Annotated in this window: 13 protein-coding genes; 8 read left to right on the top strand and 5 right to left on the bottom strand. The window is 61.4% G+C overall.

Features of this window, described 5'->3' with window-relative positions; all coding sequences use genetic code 11:
* Positions 1-5: 5 nt before the first annotated feature.
* The 7 genes from nusA to AACQ43_RS06910 all read left to right on the top strand — a co-directional run bounded on the left by nusA (position 6) and on the right by AACQ43_RS06910 (position 9,737).
* Positions 6-1,508, top strand: coding sequence for a transcription termination factor NusA (nusA, locus tag AACQ43_RS06880; RefSeq protein WP_011707075.1), 1,503 nt, complete (start codon positions 6-8; stop codon positions 1,506-1,508).
* A gap of 20 nt (positions 1,509-1,528) precedes the next feature.
* Positions 1,529-4,222, top strand: a complete 2,694-nt coding sequence (infB, locus tag AACQ43_RS06885) for a translation initiation factor IF-2 (protein ID WP_016351718.1) — start codon at positions 1,529-1,531, stop codon at positions 4,220-4,222.
* Between the two features lie 55 nt (positions 4,223-4,277).
* On the top strand, positions 4,278-4,712 hold the full coding sequence (rbfA, locus tag AACQ43_RS06890) for a 30S ribosome-binding factor RbfA (protein WP_168966646.1): 435 nt from the start codon (positions 4,278-4,280) through the stop codon (positions 4,710-4,712).
* Position 4,713: 1 nt separating this feature from the next.
* A complete protein-coding gene (gene truB, locus AACQ43_RS06895; protein ID WP_016351717.1) occupies positions 4,714-5,673 on the top strand; it encodes a tRNA pseudouridine(55) synthase TruB in 960 nt (319 codons plus the stop codon).
* Between the two features lie 144 nt (positions 5,674-5,817).
* A complete protein-coding gene (gene rpsO / locus AACQ43_RS06900; protein WP_005298162.1) occupies positions 5,818-6,087 on the top strand; it encodes a 30S ribosomal protein S15 in 270 nt (89 codons plus the stop codon).
* 167 nt (positions 6,088-6,254) lie between these two features.
* Positions 6,255-8,393 carry a polyribonucleotide nucleotidyltransferase gene (pnp, locus tag AACQ43_RS06905; protein ID WP_011707071.1) on the top strand — a complete coding sequence of 713 codons (2,139 nt, stop codon included), beginning with the start codon at positions 6,255-6,257 and terminating at the stop codon, positions 8,391-8,393.
* Between the two features lie 48 nt (positions 8,394-8,441).
* Positions 8,442-9,737 carry an MFS transporter gene (locus AACQ43_RS06910; RefSeq protein ID WP_282434307.1) on the top strand — a complete coding sequence of 432 codons (1,296 nt, stop codon included), beginning with the start codon at positions 8,442-8,444 and terminating at the stop codon, positions 9,735-9,737.
* 3 nt (positions 9,738-9,740) lie between these two features.
* Here the strand turns inward: AACQ43_RS06910 and AACQ43_RS06915 are convergent, their stop codons facing one another.
* Both AACQ43_RS06915 and AACQ43_RS06920 read right to left on the bottom strand, forming a co-directional pair.
* Positions 9,741-10,823, bottom strand: a complete 1,083-nt coding sequence (locus AACQ43_RS06915) for a protoglobin domain-containing protein (RefSeq protein ID WP_168966652.1) — start codon at positions 10,821-10,823, stop codon at positions 9,741-9,743.
* Positions 10,824-10,957: 134 nt separating this feature from the next.
* Positions 10,958-11,311 (bottom strand): DsrE/DsrF/TusD sulfur relay family protein, encoded by a 354-nt coding sequence (locus AACQ43_RS06920; protein ID WP_168966654.1) that lies wholly within the window; start codon positions 11,309-11,311, stop codon positions 10,958-10,960.
* 178 nt (positions 11,312-11,489) lie between these two features.
* Between AACQ43_RS06920 and AACQ43_RS06925 the strand changes: the two genes are divergently transcribed.
* Positions 11,490-11,864, top strand: a complete 375-nt coding sequence (locus AACQ43_RS06925; RefSeq protein WP_168966656.1) for a DUF1090 domain-containing protein — start codon at positions 11,490-11,492, stop codon at positions 11,862-11,864.
* Between the two features lie 69 nt (positions 11,865-11,933).
* Here AACQ43_RS06925 and fumC read toward each other — a convergent pair whose 3' ends face one another.
* The 3 genes from fumC to AACQ43_RS06940 all read right to left on the bottom strand — a co-directional run bounded on the left by fumC (position 11,934) and on the right by AACQ43_RS06940 (position 16,131).
* Complete coding sequence (fumC, locus tag AACQ43_RS06930) at positions 11,934-13,328, bottom strand: class II fumarate hydratase (RefSeq protein WP_168966658.1); 1,395 nt, start codon at positions 13,326-13,328, stop codon at positions 11,934-11,936.
* A 73-nt stretch (positions 13,329-13,401) separates the two neighbouring features.
* Positions 13,402-14,130, bottom strand: coding sequence for a dipeptidase PepE (gene pepE / locus AACQ43_RS06935; protein ID WP_168966660.1), 729 nt, complete (start codon positions 14,128-14,130; stop codon positions 13,402-13,404).
* Positions 14,131-14,322: 192 nt separating this feature from the next.
* On the bottom strand, positions 14,323-16,131 hold the full coding sequence (locus AACQ43_RS06940) for a carbon starvation CstA family protein (RefSeq protein WP_024944260.1): 1,809 nt from the start codon (positions 16,129-16,131) through the stop codon (positions 14,323-14,325).
* Between the last annotated feature and the right edge of the window lie 114 nt (positions 16,132-16,245).

The following is a 16,245-nucleotide window of genomic DNA, read 5'->3' on the forward strand; positions in this document are numbered from 1 at the left end:
CGGATATGAATAAAGAGATTTTGCTGGTCGTTGACGCAGTTTCCAACGAGAAGGCGGTACCCCGCGAGAAGATTTTCCAGGCTCTGGAAACCGCGTTGGCGACAGCGACCAAGAAAAAATACGAAGGCGAGATTGAAGTTCGGGTCGAGATCGATCGCAAGACCGGTGACTACGACACTTATCGCCGCTGGGTGGTGATTGCAGATCAAGCTGCGATGGAAAACCCCTACGCCGAGATTACCCTGGAAGCTGCCCAGATCGAGCAGCCAGAAATCCAGATCGGTGAATACGTTGAAGATCAGATCGACTCTGTCACCTTCGACCGCATCACCACCCAGACTGCCAAGCAGGTCATCGTGCAGAAAGTGCGCGAAGCCGAGCGTTCCCAGGTCGTTGACCAGTTCAAGGACAAGGAAGGCACCATCATCAGCGGCGTGGTCAAGAAGAGCAACCGCGACAACGTGATCCTGGATCTGGGCAGCAACGCCGAAGCCGTGATCTTCCGCGACGACATGCTGCCGCGCGAGACCTTCCGCCCGGGCGACCGCATCCGTGGTCTGCTTTACGCCGTGCGTCCGGAAGCCCGTGGTTCCCAGCTGTTTGTCAGCCGTTCCAGCCCGGACTTCCTGAAAGAGCTGTTCCGCATCGAAGTACCGGAAATCGGTGAAGAGATGATCGAAATCATGGGCGCAGCCCGTGACCCGGGTTCCCGCGCCAAGATCGCGGTGAAGACCAACGATCGTCGTATCGACCCGATCGGTGCCTGTATCGGCATGCGTGGTGCTCGCGTTCAGGCGGTTTCCGCCGAGCTGAGCGGCGAGCGCGCCGACATCGTGCTGTACGATGACAACCCGGCCCAGTACGTGATCAATGCCATGGCGCCTGCCGATGTGGCCTCCATCATCGTTGATGAAGACAACCACACCATGGACATCGCCGTGGAAGCCGCCAACCTGGCCCAGGCCATCGGTCGCAACGGTCAGAACGTGCGTCTGGCTTCCCAGCTGACCGGTTGGGAGCTGAACGTGATGACCGTCGAGGACATGCGTGCCAAGCACCAGGCCGAGAACGACCGCATCTTGACGCTGTTCACCAGCACTCTGGACATCGATGACGATTTCGCCAGCCTGTTGATGGAAGAGGGTTTCTCCACTCTGGAAGAGATCGCCTTCGTGCCGGTCAACGAGCTGCTGGCCATCGATGGCCTGGACGAAGACATGGTGGAAGAGCTGCGCAAACGCGCCAAGGATGCTCTGACCACCAAGGCTTTGGCCAAAGAAGAATCCTTTGAAGGTGTAGAGCCTTCCGAAGAACTGCTCAATCTGAACGGCCTTGGCCGTGAAATGGCGTACGCACTGGCCGCTCGCGGCATCGGTACCCTGGAAGATTTGGCAGAGCAAGGCATCGATGACCTTGCTGATATTGAAGGGCTGACGGCAGAGAAAGCCGGTGAGCTGATTATGGCTGCTCGTAATATCTGTTGGTTCGGAGAAGAGCAGTCTGAGTAAGATCAAACGGAGGAAAATGAATGGCAGAAGTATCAGTCAAACAACTTGCCACTGACATCGACACACCGGTTGATCGTCTTCTCCAGCAGTTTGTCGATGCCGGTATCAGCAAGAGCAAGGCCGACGACATGGTCAGCGAGTCTGAGAAACAGACACTGCTGGCCCATCTGAAGAAACAGCATGGAGGTGACGAGGTCGCCGCACCTGCCCGCATGACCTTGCAGCGCAAGACCAAGAGCACCATCAGTGTTCAGGGGACTGGCGGCAAGAACAAGGAAGTGCAGGTAGAAGTGCGCAAGTCTCGCACCTATGTAAGACGTTCGGCGCTGGAAGATGAACAGCGCCAGGCGGAAGCCGAGGAAACAGCGCGTTTGGAAGCAGAAGAAAAAGCTCGTCGCGAGGCCGAAGAGAAGGCCCGTCTCGACGCTGAAGAGAAGGCTCGCCGTGAGGCTGAGCAGGCTCGTCGTGAAGCTGAGGAAAAGGCGCGGATCGAGGCACAACAAAAGGCTCGACAGGCTCAACAGCCCGCCAAAGCAGCCGGTAGCACAGCTCAGCAAGAGGCAGAAAAGATGGCCAAGCGCGAAGCAGAAGAACTGAAGCGCCAACAAGAACAAGCAGCCTTGACCAAGGCTGAGGAACTCGCCGCGAAGAAAGCCGAAGAGGCTCGTGTCATGGCGGAACAGAACGCAGCCCGCTGGGCTGAAGAAGAAGCCGCTCGCGCCAAAGAGAGCAGCGATTACCATCTGACCACCAACAAGCACGCTCAGGCGGCTGAAGATGAGTTGGATCGTAAGGAAGAGACCAGCCGCCGCACTGCCGCTGCTGCCAAGGGCCCGAAAAAGGCCGGTCGTCGTGAAGACGATCGCGATGCGCGCAATCCGCGTGCTCGCAAGGGCAAGCGTGGCAAGGTTGCCACTCCGAACGCCATGAAGCACGGCTTCAACAAGCCGGCTGCCGCAGTGAACCGCGACGTGGTGATCGGCGAGACCATCACTGTGGCCGACCTGGCCAACAAGATGGCCGTCAAGGGCGTTGAAGTCATCAAGGTGATGATGAAGATGGGTGCCATGGCCACCATCAACCAGGTGATCGACCAGGAGACCGCTCAGCTGGTCGCCGAGGAGATGGGTCACAAGGTGGTGCTGCGTCGCGAGAACGAGCTGGAAGAGGCGGTACTGTCCGATCGTGACGAGACCTCCGAAGCCAAGCCGCGCGCGCCGGTCGTGACCATCATGGGTCACGTTGACCACGGCAAGACCTCGCTGCTGGACTACATCCGTAAAGCCAAGGTTGCCGCGGGCGAAGCCGGTGGCATTACCCAGCATATCGGTGCTTACCACGTCGAAACCGACAGTGGCATGATCACATTCCTGGATACCCCGGGTCACGCGGCGTTTACCTCCATGCGTGCTCGTGGTGCCAAGGCGACCGATATCGTGGTGCTGGTCGTTGCTGCCGATGATGGCGTGATGCCGCAAACCATCGAAGCCATCCAGCACGCCAAGGCCGCTGAAGTGCCCTTGGTGGTGGCGGTCAACAAGATCGACAAGCCGGAAGCGGATCCGGATCGCGTCAAGACCGAGCTGGCCCGTTACAACGTCATGTCTGAAGACTGGGGTGGCGATTGCCAGTTCGTACATGTCTCCGCCAAATCCGGCCAGGGCATCGATGACCTGCTGGAAGCCATCCTGATCCAGTCCGAAGTACTGGAGCTGAAAGCCGTGGTTGACGGCATGGCCAACGGCGTCGTGATCGAGTCCTTCTTGGACAAGGGTCGTGGCCCGGTTGCTACCGTACTGGTACAAGAAGGTACCCTGCGTCAGGGCGACATCGTGCTGTGCGGCCTGGAATATGGTCGTGTCCGTGCCATGCGTGACGAGCTGGGTCGCGAGATCAAGGAAGCGGGTCCGTCCCTGCCGGTGGAAATCCTCGGCCTGTCCGGCGTTCCCTCTGCCGGTGACGAAGCCACCGTTGTGCGTGACGAGAAGAAAGCCCGTGAAGTGGCGCTCTACCGTCAAGGCAAGTTCCGCGAAGTCAAGCTGGCTCGCCAGCAGAAGGCCAAGCTGGAAAACATGTTCGCCAACATGACCGAGGGCGAAGTGTCCGAAGTGAACGTGGTGATCAAGGCCGACGTACAGGGTTCCGTGGAAGCGATCTGCGATGCACTGGTCAAGCTCTCCACCGACGAAGTGAAGGTGAAGATCGTGGGTTCCGGCGTGGGTGGTATCACCGAGACCGACGCTACCCTGGCTGCCGCGTCCAGCGCCATCCTGGTGGGCTTCAACGTCCGTGCCGATGCCTCTGCACGCAAGGTCATCGAGGCCGAGAGCCTGGATCTGCGTTACTACTCCGTCATCTATGACCTGATCGACGAAGTGAAGCAGGCCATGAGCGGCATGCTGGCCCCCGAGTACCGTCAGGAAATCATCGGTCTGGCCGAAGTGCGCAGCGTGTTCAAGTCACCGAAATTTGGTGCCGTGGCCGGCTGTATGGTCACCGAGGGTGTGGTCAAGCGTTCCAACCGCATTCGCGTTCTGCGCGACAACGTGGTTATCTATGAAGGCGAGCTGGAATCTCTGCGTCGCTTCAAGGATGACGTCAACGAAGTCAAGAACGGCTACGAGTGTGGTATCGCGGTCAAGAACTACAACGACGTACGCGAAGGCGACCAGATCGAAGTTTACGAGACCGTTGAAATTCAACGGACTCTGTAAGGCTGGAGTCAGATTAAATAGGGGGCCGCGGCCCCCTTTTATCGCAGGATAGAATATGGCCAGAGAATTTAGCCGGACCCGTCGGGTCGGACAGCAGATCCAGCGTGAAATCGCGCTCATTCTGCAGCGCGAGGTCAAGGATCCGCGCATCGGCATGGTGACCGTTTCCGATGTGGAAGTGTCCCGTGACCTCAATTATGCCAAGGTGTATGTCACCTTCTTGCAGCTGGAAAATGATGCCGAGCGCATCAAGGAAGGGCTCAAGGCGCTGACGGAAGCCGCTGGCTACATCCGCAGCCTGCTGGGCAGCGCCATGCGCCTGCGTGTGGTGCCCGAGCTGCGTTTCTTCTACGACCAGACCCTGGTCGAGGGGATGCGTCTCTCCAACCTGGTGACCAACACCATCCGTGAAGACAAGCGTCGCATGGCCGAATCCGGTCGTGAAGAAGACGATGTCGCGCCGGATGAAACTACTGAGGATAACGCCTGAGATGTCTCGTAGACGTCGTTTCAAGGGCCGTGACGTGCACGGTATCCTGCTGCTGGACAAGCCGACCGGGTTGACCTCCAACGATGTGTTGCAGAAGGTCAAGCGGATCTACAACGCCGCCAAGGCCGGCCACACCGGCGCCTTGGACCCGCTGGCAACTGGCATGCTGCCGATCTGCCTCGGCGAAGCCACCAAGTTCTCCCAGTATCTGCTGGAAGCGGACAAGCGCTACGAGGTGACCGCCAAGCTGGGCGAGCGCACCAATACCAGCGACTCCGATGGCGAGGTGGTCTCCACCCGGCCGGTGAACGTGGCCGTGGGTACCCTGATCGAGTCGCTGGACCAGTTCCGCGGCCCCATCATGCAGGTGCCGTCCATGTACTCCGCCCTCAAGCACAACGGTCGCCCGCTCTACGAGTACGCCCGTGAAGGCATCGAGATCGAGCGGGAAGCCCGTCCCATCACGGTGTTCGAGCTCAAGCTCATCAGCTTTGAAGGGGATGAGGTCAAGCTGGAGGTGCACTGCAGCAAGGGTACCTACATCCGCTCTCTGGTGGATGATCTGGGCGAGGTGCTGGGCTGCGGCGCGCATGTCACCCAGTTGCGCCGTACCCAGGTGGCCAGCTATCCCTATGAGCGGATGCTGACCCTGGAACAGCTCGAGTGCATCTTCGAGCAGGCCAAGGCCGAAAGCATTCCGCCGCGCGAGCAGCTGGATCCGCTGCTGCTGCCGATGGACACCGCCGTGGCAAGCCTGCCCGAGGTGAACATGCTGGCCGCCGTGGCCGCCTATGTGAACCAGGGCCAGGCCGTGCAGGTCGCCGGAGCGCCGCAGAGCGGTCAGGTGCGCATGACGGTCGGTCCGGAGCGCGAGTTCATCGGCGTGGGCGAGATCGACGACGAGGGGCGCGTGGCGCCCAAGCGTCTGGTGCGTTATCACGACGAACACGACGAGGAGTGATCCTCAGGCGGTATCGACGCGTGTTGGCCGTTGTGGCTCTTTCCCGTTGCGTAAAGTGACGGGGACGATTATGATACCGCCCTCATTTCACGGCTGAATTAGAGATTGGCTGTGAACCTTTAAACACTCTACTGGAGTAATACCATGTCTCTAAATGCTGAGATCAAAGCTCAAATCGTTGCTGACAACGCTCGTTGCGCCAACGACACTGGCTCCCCCGAAGTGCAAGTTGCCCTGCTGACTGCCCAGATCAACCATCTGCAAGGTCACTTCAAGGAGCACTCCAAGGACCACCACGGTCGTCGCGGTCTGCTGCGCATGGTTTCCCAGCGTCGTAAGCTGCTGGACTACCTGAAGCGTAAAGACGTTCAGCGTTACGCTGCTCTGATCGCCAAGCTGGGTCTGCGTCGTTAATCGATCATCAGATTTCGCGAAAAAGGGGAACCTCCGGGTTCCCCTTTTTTATTGCGCGTCAGGCTGTTGCCGCCCTCACAGAATTTGTGTCGCTGCTTACCTTTTGCATCGAATCAAGTATACTTGCACGCGAATTTAAAGCGCCAAATTGTAAAAAGGAAATTCACGTGAATCCTATTGTAAAGTCATTCCAGTACGGTCAACACACCGTCACTCTGGAAACCGGAGTGATGGCCCGTCAAGCCACTGCGGCCGTCATGGTCAGCATGGACGATACCTGCGTATTTGTGACCGTAGTTGGCAAGAAAGAGGCCGATCACGGCCGTGATTTCTTCCCGCTGACCGTCAACTACCAGGAGCGTACCTATGCTGCTGGTCGTATCCCGGGTGGTTTCTTCCGTCGTGAAGGCCGTCCGAGCGAAGGCGAGACCCTGATCTCCCGTCTGATCGACCGTCCTATTCGTCCGCTGTTCCCGGAAGGCTTCCTCAATGAGGTTCAGGTGGTTGCCACCGTCATGTCCGTGAACCCGGCCGTTTCTCCCGACATCGTTGCCATGATCGGTGCCTCCGCGGCGCTGGCCATCTCCGGTATCCCGTTCGGCGGCCCGATCGGTGCAGCCCGCGTGGGTTACATGAACGGTCAGTATGTGCTGAACCCGACCACTACCGAACTGCCGCAGAGCGATCTGGACCTGGTAGTTGCCGGTACCGCCAACGCCGTGCTGATGGTTGAATCCGAAGCGGCCATCCTCTCCGAAGAGGTGATGCTGGGTGCGGTAGTATTCGGTCACGAGCAGATGCAGGCCGTTATCAACGCCATCAACGAATTCGCTGCCGATGTCGGCACCAAGCCGTGGAACTGGACTGCTCCTGCCGTCAACGAAGCGCTGAAAGCCAAGGTTGCCGAGCTGGCGACAGCTGAGCTGGGTGAAGCCTACCGCATCACCGAGAAGGCCGTGCGTTACGAAACCATCGGTGCCATCAAGGCTCGCGTGGTTGAGCAAGTGATCGCTTCCGGCGTGGAAGAAGATGCCAAGAAGATCGGCGAAGAGTTCCACAGCCTGGAAAGCCGCATCGTCCGTGGTCGCGTCGTACGTGGCGAGCCGCGCATTGATGGTCGTGATCCGGAGATGATCCGCGCCCTGTCCGTCGCCACCGGTGTACTGCCGCGTGCCCACGGCTCCGCCCTGTTCACCCGTGGTGAAACTCAGGCCATGGTCGTTGCCACCCTGGGCACCGAGCGTGACGCCCAGAACATCGACGAGCTGACCGGCAACCGCGCCGATCGCTTCATGCTGCACTACAACTTCCCGCCATACTGCGTCGGTGAGACCGGCATGATGGGTAGCCCGAAACGTCGTGAAATCGGTCACGGTCGTCTGGCCAAGCGCGGCGTTGCTGCGGTGATGCCGAGCGCCGACGAGTTCCCGTACGTGGTACGTGTGGTATCTGAAATCACCGAATCCAACGGCTCCTCCTCCATGGCCTCCGTCTGTGGTTCCTCCCTGGCGCTGATGGATGCCGGTGTGCCGATCAAGGCCTCCGTTGCCGGTATCGCCATGGGTCTGGTGAAGGAAGAAGAAGGTTTCGTCGTGCTGTCCGACATCCTGGGTGACGAAGATCACCTGGGCGACATGGACTTCAAGGTTGCCGGTACCACCGAAGGTGTGACTGCGCTGCAGATGGACATCAAGATCGAAGGCATCACCAAAGAGATCATGGAGATTGCCCTGAAGCAAGCTCGTGGTGCTCGCCTGCACATCCTGAAAGTGATGGACGAAGCCATCCAGGCGCCGCGTGCCGAGATCTCCGATTTCGCCCCGCGCATCCACACCATCAAGATCAACCCGGAGAAGATCAAGGACGTCATCGGTAAAGGTGGTTCCGTGATCCGTGCCCTGACCGAAGAGACCGGCACCAACATCGAGCTGGATGATGATGGTACCGTCCGCATCGCCGCCGTTGACGGTGATGCCGCCAAGGAAGCGATCCGCCGTATCGAGGCCATCACCGCCGAGATCGAAGTGAACCGCATCTACGAAGGCAAGGTTGTGCGTCTGGCTGACTTCGGTGCCTTCGTCAACATCCTGCCGGGCAAGGATGGTCTGGTGCACATCTCCCAGATCACCGATGCACGCGTGCAGAACGTGGCCGACTACCTGAAGATCGGTGACGTGGTCAAGGTGAAGGTACTGGAAGTGGACCGTCAGGGCCGCGTGCGTCTCTCCATCAAGGAAGCGAACGCCCCGACCGAAGCCGCAGCCGAGCCGGCTGTTGCCGCCGTCGAAGAGCCGGCTGCCGAATAAGCCGCCGAGCCGTGAAAAAGCCGACCTCAGGGTCGGCTTTTTTTATATTTGCGACTTGGCGTTGTTGCTTTAGAGACCTGTTGTTATAACGAAAGGCTTCCCGCGCGACGGGTAACAAGGAGCAGTGTGATGTCGTGGGCCCTCCTAAGGCAGTTTCCTCCCCTGGTCTGGACCGTAATCCTGGGCACCTTCATGGTGCGCACCAGCTATTACATGGTCTGGCCGTTTCTCTCCATCTTGCTCTATCGGGAGTATGGCCTCTCGGCGACCGCCATCGGTGCCATGCTGGGGGCGACTGCGGCTATCTCCACCCTGGTCAGTTTCTATGGTGGCTGGCTGTCCGACAAGCTGGGGCGACGCAACATCCTGCTGGCGGGTTGTCTGGTCTCGATGCTCTGCTACGGCCTGCTTGGCTTCTCCCATTCGGTGCTCTGGCTCGGACTCGGGGTACTCGGCAGCGGCTTCTCCTCCGGGCTCATCGATGCGCCCGGCAAGGCGTTGATGGCTGACAGCCTGGCTTCGGCCAAGGCCCGCGAGCTGGCGCTGCACCTGCGTTACTTCCTGCTCAACCTGGGGGCGGCTCTCGGCCCCCTGCTGGGGGTGACCCTTGGCATCAGTGCCCAGCAGCAGACCTTCCTGCTGCTCAGTGGCAGCTATCTACTGCTGGGGGCTGCCTTTCTCTGGGGATTTGCCCAAAGCAGGATAGCGGCGACCCACGGCAGCGAGCTGGGCTTGCGTGCGGCCATCAAGGTACTGTGGCTGGACCGGGGCTTCTTGCTGCTGGTACTGGCCAACCTGCTGATGAACCTGGTCTATTCCCAGTTCCACTCACCGCTGGTGCAGTACCTGACCCGGGCCGGGACGCCAGAGGTGGCGAGCCTCATCGCCCTTCTGGTGGCCACCAACGCCCTGACCGTAGTGCTGCTGCAGTTTCCCCTGCTGCACCTTCTGGCCCGCTGGCCGGGCAAGGTGCGCCTGCAGGTCGGCATCACTCTGTTTCTGGGGGCTCAGGTGCTGTTTGCGCTGGGGGATCCGCAGCAGTGGTCACACTGGGTCGGGGCCGTACTGATGTTGAGCGTAGGGGAGACCATACTGTTTCCGCTGCTCAACGTGCTGATCGATCAGATGTCGCCTCCGCATCTGAAGGGGAGCTACTTCGGTGCCGGTGCGCTGGCCGGGCTGGGTGGGGCCATCGGTGCCTTGCTGGGGGGCTGGATCCTTGCCGAGTGGGGCGGCCAGGCACTCTACGTGCTGATGGCGGTGCTCTGCCTGTTTACTTTCCTGCTCTATGAGTGGGGCGCCCGCATTGCGCGTCCGGAACGGATTCGGGTCAAGCAGGATTGAGCCTCAGTGTGTCCCCTTCTGGTTGACCTGCTTCATCGCCTTTTTGGCGGCATACATGCGCTCGTCGGCCAGCCTGATCAGGCTGTTGCCCTCATCGAACTGGACAGGCCCGGTCTGTACCAGACCGATGCTGAGGGTGACGTCGCTGATCTGCTCGCTCAGCGCATTGTTGAGGCGGGGCAGGAAGACATCTCTGGCCTGCTCCTCGTTGCAGTTGGGCAGGATCAGGCAGAATTCGTCCCCGCCGTAACGGAAACAGCAATCCTCCGCCCGTGAGACCTTGCGAATGCAGTCGCCGACGATGCGCAGGATCTCGTCCCCGCGCTGATGACCCTGGCTGTCGTTGATCTGCTTGAAGTCGTCGATGTCGAGATAGGCGATGACCACCGGCTCTGAGCGGCGCTGGCAGGTACGCAGGGTGCGGGTCAGGTTCTCCTGCAGGTGGCGTACGCTGAGCAGGCCGGTGAGGGCATCGGTCCGGCTCATCTCCTCCAGCTGCTGGGTGCGCTCGCGTACCTTCTCCTCCAGTGCCTTGGCGTAGATCTCCGATTTCTCCTTGGAGGACTCTATTTCCGATACCAGGCTGCGGATATAGGTCTCGAACACCAGGGTGATGTCGAACAGGAACAGTTTGTCGAGGGCGGTCAGCATGGTGACCCGCTCCTGCTCATCGGGGATCTGGGCGAAGATATCCTCGATGAGCAGCCCCTTGAGGGTGTTGATGGCAGCCAGATAGAGTTTGGGCTCCACCCCGATCCGCTTGTGCACCAGTCCGATCCGCAGCCGGTTGTTGACGTATTCCAGGTCATACAGGCCGCTGAACAGGTCGAGAATATAGCGGCGCTGTGCCGCCCGCAGCCGGGTGAGGGTATCGGCGTCGCCGATCAGCAGGGCAATTTCGGTGATCGCGGTTTGCAGGGTGTAGAACTTGTCGACCAGGGCATCGATGTGGGGCTCGATTTTAGGGCGATAGCTGGCGAGCAGGGCGAAATCCTGCTCATCCAGCAGCAGCAGCTCCTTGCGATGGGCGATTTCGAACTCTGTGATCCGCATCTGCTCCAGCAGAGTCTGTTCAGTTGGATTCATGACAGTTTCCCGAGCGAAAATAGAGGCGCACGCATTGTTATGTAACTGACAGTGTAGACATTAACAGCCCAAGACAGGTTTTCAAATGGCGCAGGATTGTTGCAGATCAGCGCCTGCGCCCGGTTCTCGCACTGCTAGAAGGTCAACACCTTGTCGGCCGCCAGTGTCCACTGGGCCAGCAGCGGCAGGGTACCGACCTCGATCCCCTCGATGAGCGGTAGCGCCGTGATGCCACGGGCATCGGTACAGGTCTTGCAAAGGCGAATGCTGATGCCCTGAGCCAGCAGGATCTCCAGCATCTGGCGCAGGTTGTAGCCCTCGGCCGGTGCCTGGCTCGCCAGTGCGGCGCTGACGGCATCGGACATCAGAAACAGTTTCAGGTTGGCACCGCCCTGTTCGCGCAGGGCGATGGCCAGGCGCAAGGCATTGAACAGGGATTCGCTGCCATAGGGGGCGCCGTTGGCGATGATGACAATCTCTTGATTCATAACAGACTCCTTGATGAAAGTAGCCATTGTAGGCCCATCGGCACCCGGTTGGCGTGATGTCGCACAAACTCTGTCGTAGCGATTTGCCCGTGCCTTGACCCGGTCGGCCGAGTACGGTCTGATAGGCGGCCATCAAACATGACAGGGGTACGAGGTCGTTATGTGGAAGGTTATCGGAATGAGCATGCTGCTGTTGGCCGGCCAGGCCTATGGCAGTGAGGCCGTTGGCTGCAAGGCGCGCCATCAGGCCGTCAAGGATCAGCTGGTGTTTGCCAAGGCGCACGACAATGCGGATCAGGTCGCCGGGCTGGAGCGGGCCCTGCGCAATATCGAGACTCACTGCACCGACGCTGGTCTGTTCAAGGAGCAGCAGCAGCGGGTGGCCGAGCTCAAGGAGCAGGTCAACGAACGGTTGGTCGAGCTGCAAAACGCCAGGGTGACGGGCAAGCCCGACAAGATCGCCAAGAAGCAGGCCAAGCTGGAAGAGGCCCAGACCAAGTTGCTGGCCGCCCAGCGCGATCTGGATGCGTTGAGCAAGCTGATCAAACCCTGACTCATTGATGAAAAAAGAAGCCGGCGCAGTCCGGCTTCATTTTTATCTCGTGTTTCCCGCCGTGCTGGCTCAGCCGCCGCGCCGACCCACCATGTCGGCCGGCACCACCCAGGCATCAAACTGCTGCGCCGTCAGGTGGCCGGAGGCGATGGCCGCCTCCCGCAGGCTGAGCCCCTCATGGTGGGCCCGCTTGGCGATCTCTGCCGCCTTGTCATAGCCGATATGGGGGTTGAGCGCCGTCACCAGCATCAGGGAGCGGGCCAGCAGCTCGTCGATACGGGGCCGGTTCGGGGTGATGCCGACGGCGCAGTGATCGTGGAAGCTCTGCATGCCGTCCGCCAGCAGCCGCACGCTCTGCAGGAAGTTGTGGGCGATCATCGGCCTGAACACGTTGAGCTCGAAGTTGCCGCTGGCGCCGCCGATGTTGATGGCGACGTCGTTGCCCATCACCTGGGCGCACAGCATGGTGAGCGCCTCGCACTGGGTCGGGTTGACCTTGCCGGGCATGATGGAGGAGCCAGGCTCGTTTTCCGGGATGATGAGCTCGCCGAGCCCGCTGCGGGGGCCGCTCGCCAGCCAGCGCACGTCGTTGGCGATCTTCATGAGGGAGGCGGCCAGCGTCTTGAGGGCGCCGTGGCCATGCACCAGGGCATCGCTGGCCGCCAGCGCCTCGAACTTGTTGGGGGCGCTCACCAGCGGTAGGCCGGTCTGCTCGGCCAGGGTGGCGGCCACCGCCTCGGCGAAGCCGGGCGGGGTGTTGAGGCCGGTGCCGACGGCGGTGCCCCCCAGCGCCAGCTCGCACAGATGGGGCAGGGCGGCCCGGATATGGCGCTCCCCCTGCTCGAGCTGGGCGACCCAGCCGGAGAACTCCTGCCCCAGGGTGAGCGGGGTGGCATCCTGCAGATGGGTGCGGCCTATCTTGACGATGTCGTCGAAGGCCGCCGCCTTGCCGGCCAGGGTGGTGCGCAGGGTGGCCAGGGCGGGCAGCAGGTGCTGGGTGATGGCCGTAACGGCCGCCAGGTTCATGGCGCTCGGGAAGACGTCATTGCTCGACTGGCTCTTGTTCACCTCGTCGTTGGGGTGCACCAGCCGCCCCTCGCCACGGGTGCCGCCAAGCAGCTCACTGGCCCGGTTGGCCAGCACCTCGTTGAGGTTCATGTTGGTCTGGGTGCCGGAGCCAGTCTGCCATACCCGCAGCGGGAACTCCTCATCATGCTGGCCGCACAGGATCTCGTCGGCGGCACTCATGATGGCCTGCGCCGTGCGGGCGGGCAGCAGTCCGTTGGCGTGGTTGACCCGGGCACAGGCCGACTTGATGCGGGCCAGGGCGTGGATCAGCGCCATCGGCTGGCGTTCGCCGGAGATGTCGAAGTGTTGCAGGGAGCGCTGGGTCTGGGCCCCCCACAGCCGATCGGCCGGCACGGCGATCGCGCCGAAGCTGTCGTGTTCAGTCCTGCTCTTCATCTCATCCTCCCTTCATTGCGAAAAAAGGGGCGACATCCTGCGCCCCTGTGGGTTTTTAACCGGTCAGCACCATTCAGCCGCGCGGGCGAAACGGCGTCAGCTCGGCCAGCGGTGCGGCCGTGCTGAACTCCTGGGTGGTCTCGGCGTGTTTGAAGATCTTGAAGCCTTCGCCGCGGGCGCTCCAGTATTCGATGTGCTCGCCACTGACCTGGAGCAGGCTTGCCTCGCGCAGGGCCACCACGTGTTCGCTCGGGTTGATGGCGCAGAACTCGGCCAGGCGCTCGTCGCGGGTCTCCCCCATGTGGCCGCTGATGCTGGCATCCAGATAGTGCGGGTTGATCTGCAGCGGGAACAGCCCCAGCGCAGGCAGCACGGCAGCGCTGCAGACCGGCATGTCGTTGGTGGTGCGGATGCTGGGGGTCGCCACGTTGCAACCGGCGCTCCAGCCCACATAGGGCACGCCACGCTCGCGCACGGCGCGCTGGATGGGCACCACCAGGCCGTTTTCGTGCAGCAGCTGGTTGAGGCGCCAGGTGTTGCCGCCGCTGATAAAGATGGCGTCGGCATGGTTGATCGCGTCCACCGGGTCATCGAACTGGTGAATGCTGATGGCCTCCACCCCCAGGCTCTCGCTGAGCTCCAGGGCGCGGGCATCCCAGTCGCTGCGGATCACCGCGTAGGGGATCAGCAGGATGCGCTTGACCTGTTTGCGGGCGAGCAGGGTCTGCACCCGATCTCGGGCCCAGCCGAGCAGGCCCGGGCATTCGGCGGCTTTGCCGTTGCTGAGAAGAAGCAGTTCCATGAAGCGTGTCCTCGATAAGTGAAAGCGCGAAGAGGTCACCGGCTCCAGGCCGGGTGACGGAAGCCCCCATTCTAGCCCGATCGCTGCTCGGGTTCTGTGATCGATGGCGCCATGTACCCTGATGAGGCCGTTTTTTGACCGCCAGATGCCACAAACCCCGGCATGCCGGGGTTTGTGGTTGCAGCGGATGGGTCAGCTGGCGCTGGCCGGGGCAATCCGGAACTCGGGTTGCTGGCGCAGCTTCCACAGCTCAATCCACTTGCGGATGGCCGACACCAGGATAACGGCGCCCAGCCCCAGCATCAGCAGCGAGATGCCGCCGTTGAGCAGGTTGTAGCCCTTGGCTTCCGGGTTGAAGTAGACGTGGCTGACCATCCAGTAACCGGCGTAGTTGACGGTGACGAACAGGTAGGCCAGCGGGATCAGGCAGGTCAGCATGTAGCGGCGCTTGCTGGCCAGTCGCAGGATGATGGTGGCACCTATGATCAGACCCACCGAGGCCATCAGTTGGTTCGATACCCCGAACAGCGCCCACACAGATCCGATATCACCGGACATCAGCAGGTAGCCCCACATCACGCAGGCGAGCACGCTGGCGCCGATGGCGCCCGGCATCCAGTCGATGCGCTTGAGGGGCGGGTAGAACTCGCCGAAGAAGTCCTGAATGAGGTAGCGGGAGACCCGGGTGCCGGAGTCGACGGCGGTCAGGATGAACACAGCTTCAAACATCACCACGAACTGGAAGAAGTAGGAGGCGAGGTTACTGAACCAGGGCACCTTGGTGAAGATGTAGGACATGCCCACCGCCAGGGTGACGGCGCCGCCGGTGCGACCGTTCAGATCCATGCCGATCTCCTGGGAGAGGAACGGCAAGTCCACCACCTGCATCCCCAGCTTGGCGAAGGCCTCTGGGGTGGCGTTGATGGCGAAGTAGTCGGCCGGGTGCAGGGCGGTGGCGGCGATCAGCGCCATCACGCCCACCACGCACTCGGCCAGCATGGCGCCGAAGGCGACCGGCAGGATGTCGCTCCACTTGTCCACCAGTTTCGGGGTGGTGCCGGAGCCGATGAAGGCGTGGAAGCCGGAGATGGCGCCACAGGCGATGGTGATGGAGATAAAGGGCCAGACCGGGCCGCCCAGTACCGGGCCGCCGCCGTGGACGAACTGGGTCATGGCGGGGAACTGGATCTCGGGGTTGATGCAGATGACGCCGATCACCAAAGCGCCGAACACGCCGATCTTCATGAAGCTGGAGATGTAGCCACGCGGGGTGAGCAGCAGCCAGACCGGCAGCGCGGTGGCGAAGAAGGCGTAGACCGGCAGCGCCAGACTGATGGTCTCGGCGCGCAGGGTCAGCCAGGCACCGAAGGCGCTCTCCTGCACGTAGGGGCCGAAGAAGACGCAGGCCAGCACGGCGATGAAGCCCACCCAGGAGGCGGCTTGCAGGTTGCCGGTCAGCTTGTGCCAGATCCCCACCACCATGGAGATGGGGATGGTCATGAACACCGCGAACACGCCCCAGGCGTTACGCTCCAACGCGTGCACCACCACCATGGAGAGACCCGCCATGGTGATGGTGATAATGAACAGCATGGCAAGGCCGGTGCACCAGCCGGCGATGGGGCCGAGCTCGGCCTTGGCCACCTCGGAGAGTGACTTGCCCTGATGCTTCATGGAGGCGAACAGCACGACTGTGTCGTGCACCGCGCCGCCGATGACGCAGCCGATCAGCAGCCAGAGAAAGCTCGGCAGGTAGCCGTACTGGGCGGCCAGGACCGGGCCCACCAGCGGGCCGGCGGCGGCGATGGCCGCGAAGTGCTGGCCGAAGTTGACCCACTTGTTGGTCGGCACATAGTTCTTGCCATCCTCCAGCTGGTGGGAGGGGGTGACCAGCTTGTCGTCGGCCATCAGCACCTTGCGCACAAAGAACACGCCGTAGAGGCGATAGGCGATGGCGAGGATGCAGAGGGCCGCAATGACGAAGGTGATTGCGTGTTGCATGACGGAGTTTCCTTTTCCTGCGGCCAATCTGGCCGGGCTCAGGCTGCACTCTACCGATGCGGCAGGGAAAGGGGAGCGCAGAAAAGGTCAGTGGTAGAGGGTCGCCAGCGAGCG

The sequence above is a fragment of the Aeromonas sp. DNRA1 genome (genome assembly GCF_963888745.1).
Lineage (GTDB): Bacteria > Pseudomonadota > Gammaproteobacteria > Enterobacterales > Aeromonadaceae > Aeromonas > Aeromonas hydrophila.

What these genes read in the sequence shown, in the direction of transcription:
- pepE (WP_168966660.1), bottom strand. Translation starts at nt 14,130, where the DNA reads ATGGAACTGCTTCTTCTCAGCAACGGCAAAGCCGCCGAATGCCCGGGC.
- rpsO (WP_005298162.1), top strand. Translation starts at nt 5,818, where the DNA reads ATGTCTCTAAATGCTGAGATCAAAGCTCAAATCGTTGCTGACAACGCT.
- AACQ43_RS06920 (WP_168966654.1), bottom strand. Translation starts at nt 11,311, where the DNA reads ATGAATCAAGAGATTGTCATCATCGCCAACGGCGCCCCCTATGGCAGC.
- AACQ43_RS06915 (WP_168966652.1), bottom strand. Translation starts at nt 10,823, where the DNA reads ATGAATCCAACTGAACAGACTCTGCTGGAGCAGATGCGGATCACAGAG.
- nusA (WP_011707075.1), top strand. Translation starts at nt 6, where the DNA reads ATGAATAAAGAGATTTTGCTGGTCGTTGACGCAGTTTCCAACGAGAAG.
- AACQ43_RS06940 (WP_024944260.1), bottom strand. Translation starts at nt 16,131, where the DNA reads ATGCAACACGCAATCACCTTCGTCATTGCGGCCCTCTGCATCCTCGCC.
- truB (WP_016351717.1), top strand. Translation starts at nt 4,714, where the DNA reads ATGTCTCGTAGACGTCGTTTCAAGGGCCGTGACGTGCACGGTATCCTG.
- fumC (WP_168966658.1), bottom strand. Translation starts at nt 13,328, where the DNA reads ATGAAGAGCAGGACTGAACACGACAGCTTCGGCGCGATCGCCGTGCCG.
- infB (WP_016351718.1), top strand. Translation starts at nt 1,529, where the DNA reads ATGGCAGAAGTATCAGTCAAACAACTTGCCACTGACATCGACACACCG.
- AACQ43_RS06925 (WP_168966656.1), top strand. Translation starts at nt 11,490, where the DNA reads ATGAGCATGCTGCTGTTGGCCGGCCAGGCCTATGGCAGTGAGGCCGTT.
- rbfA (WP_168966646.1), top strand. Translation starts at nt 4,278, where the DNA reads ATGGCCAGAGAATTTAGCCGGACCCGTCGGGTCGGACAGCAGATCCAG.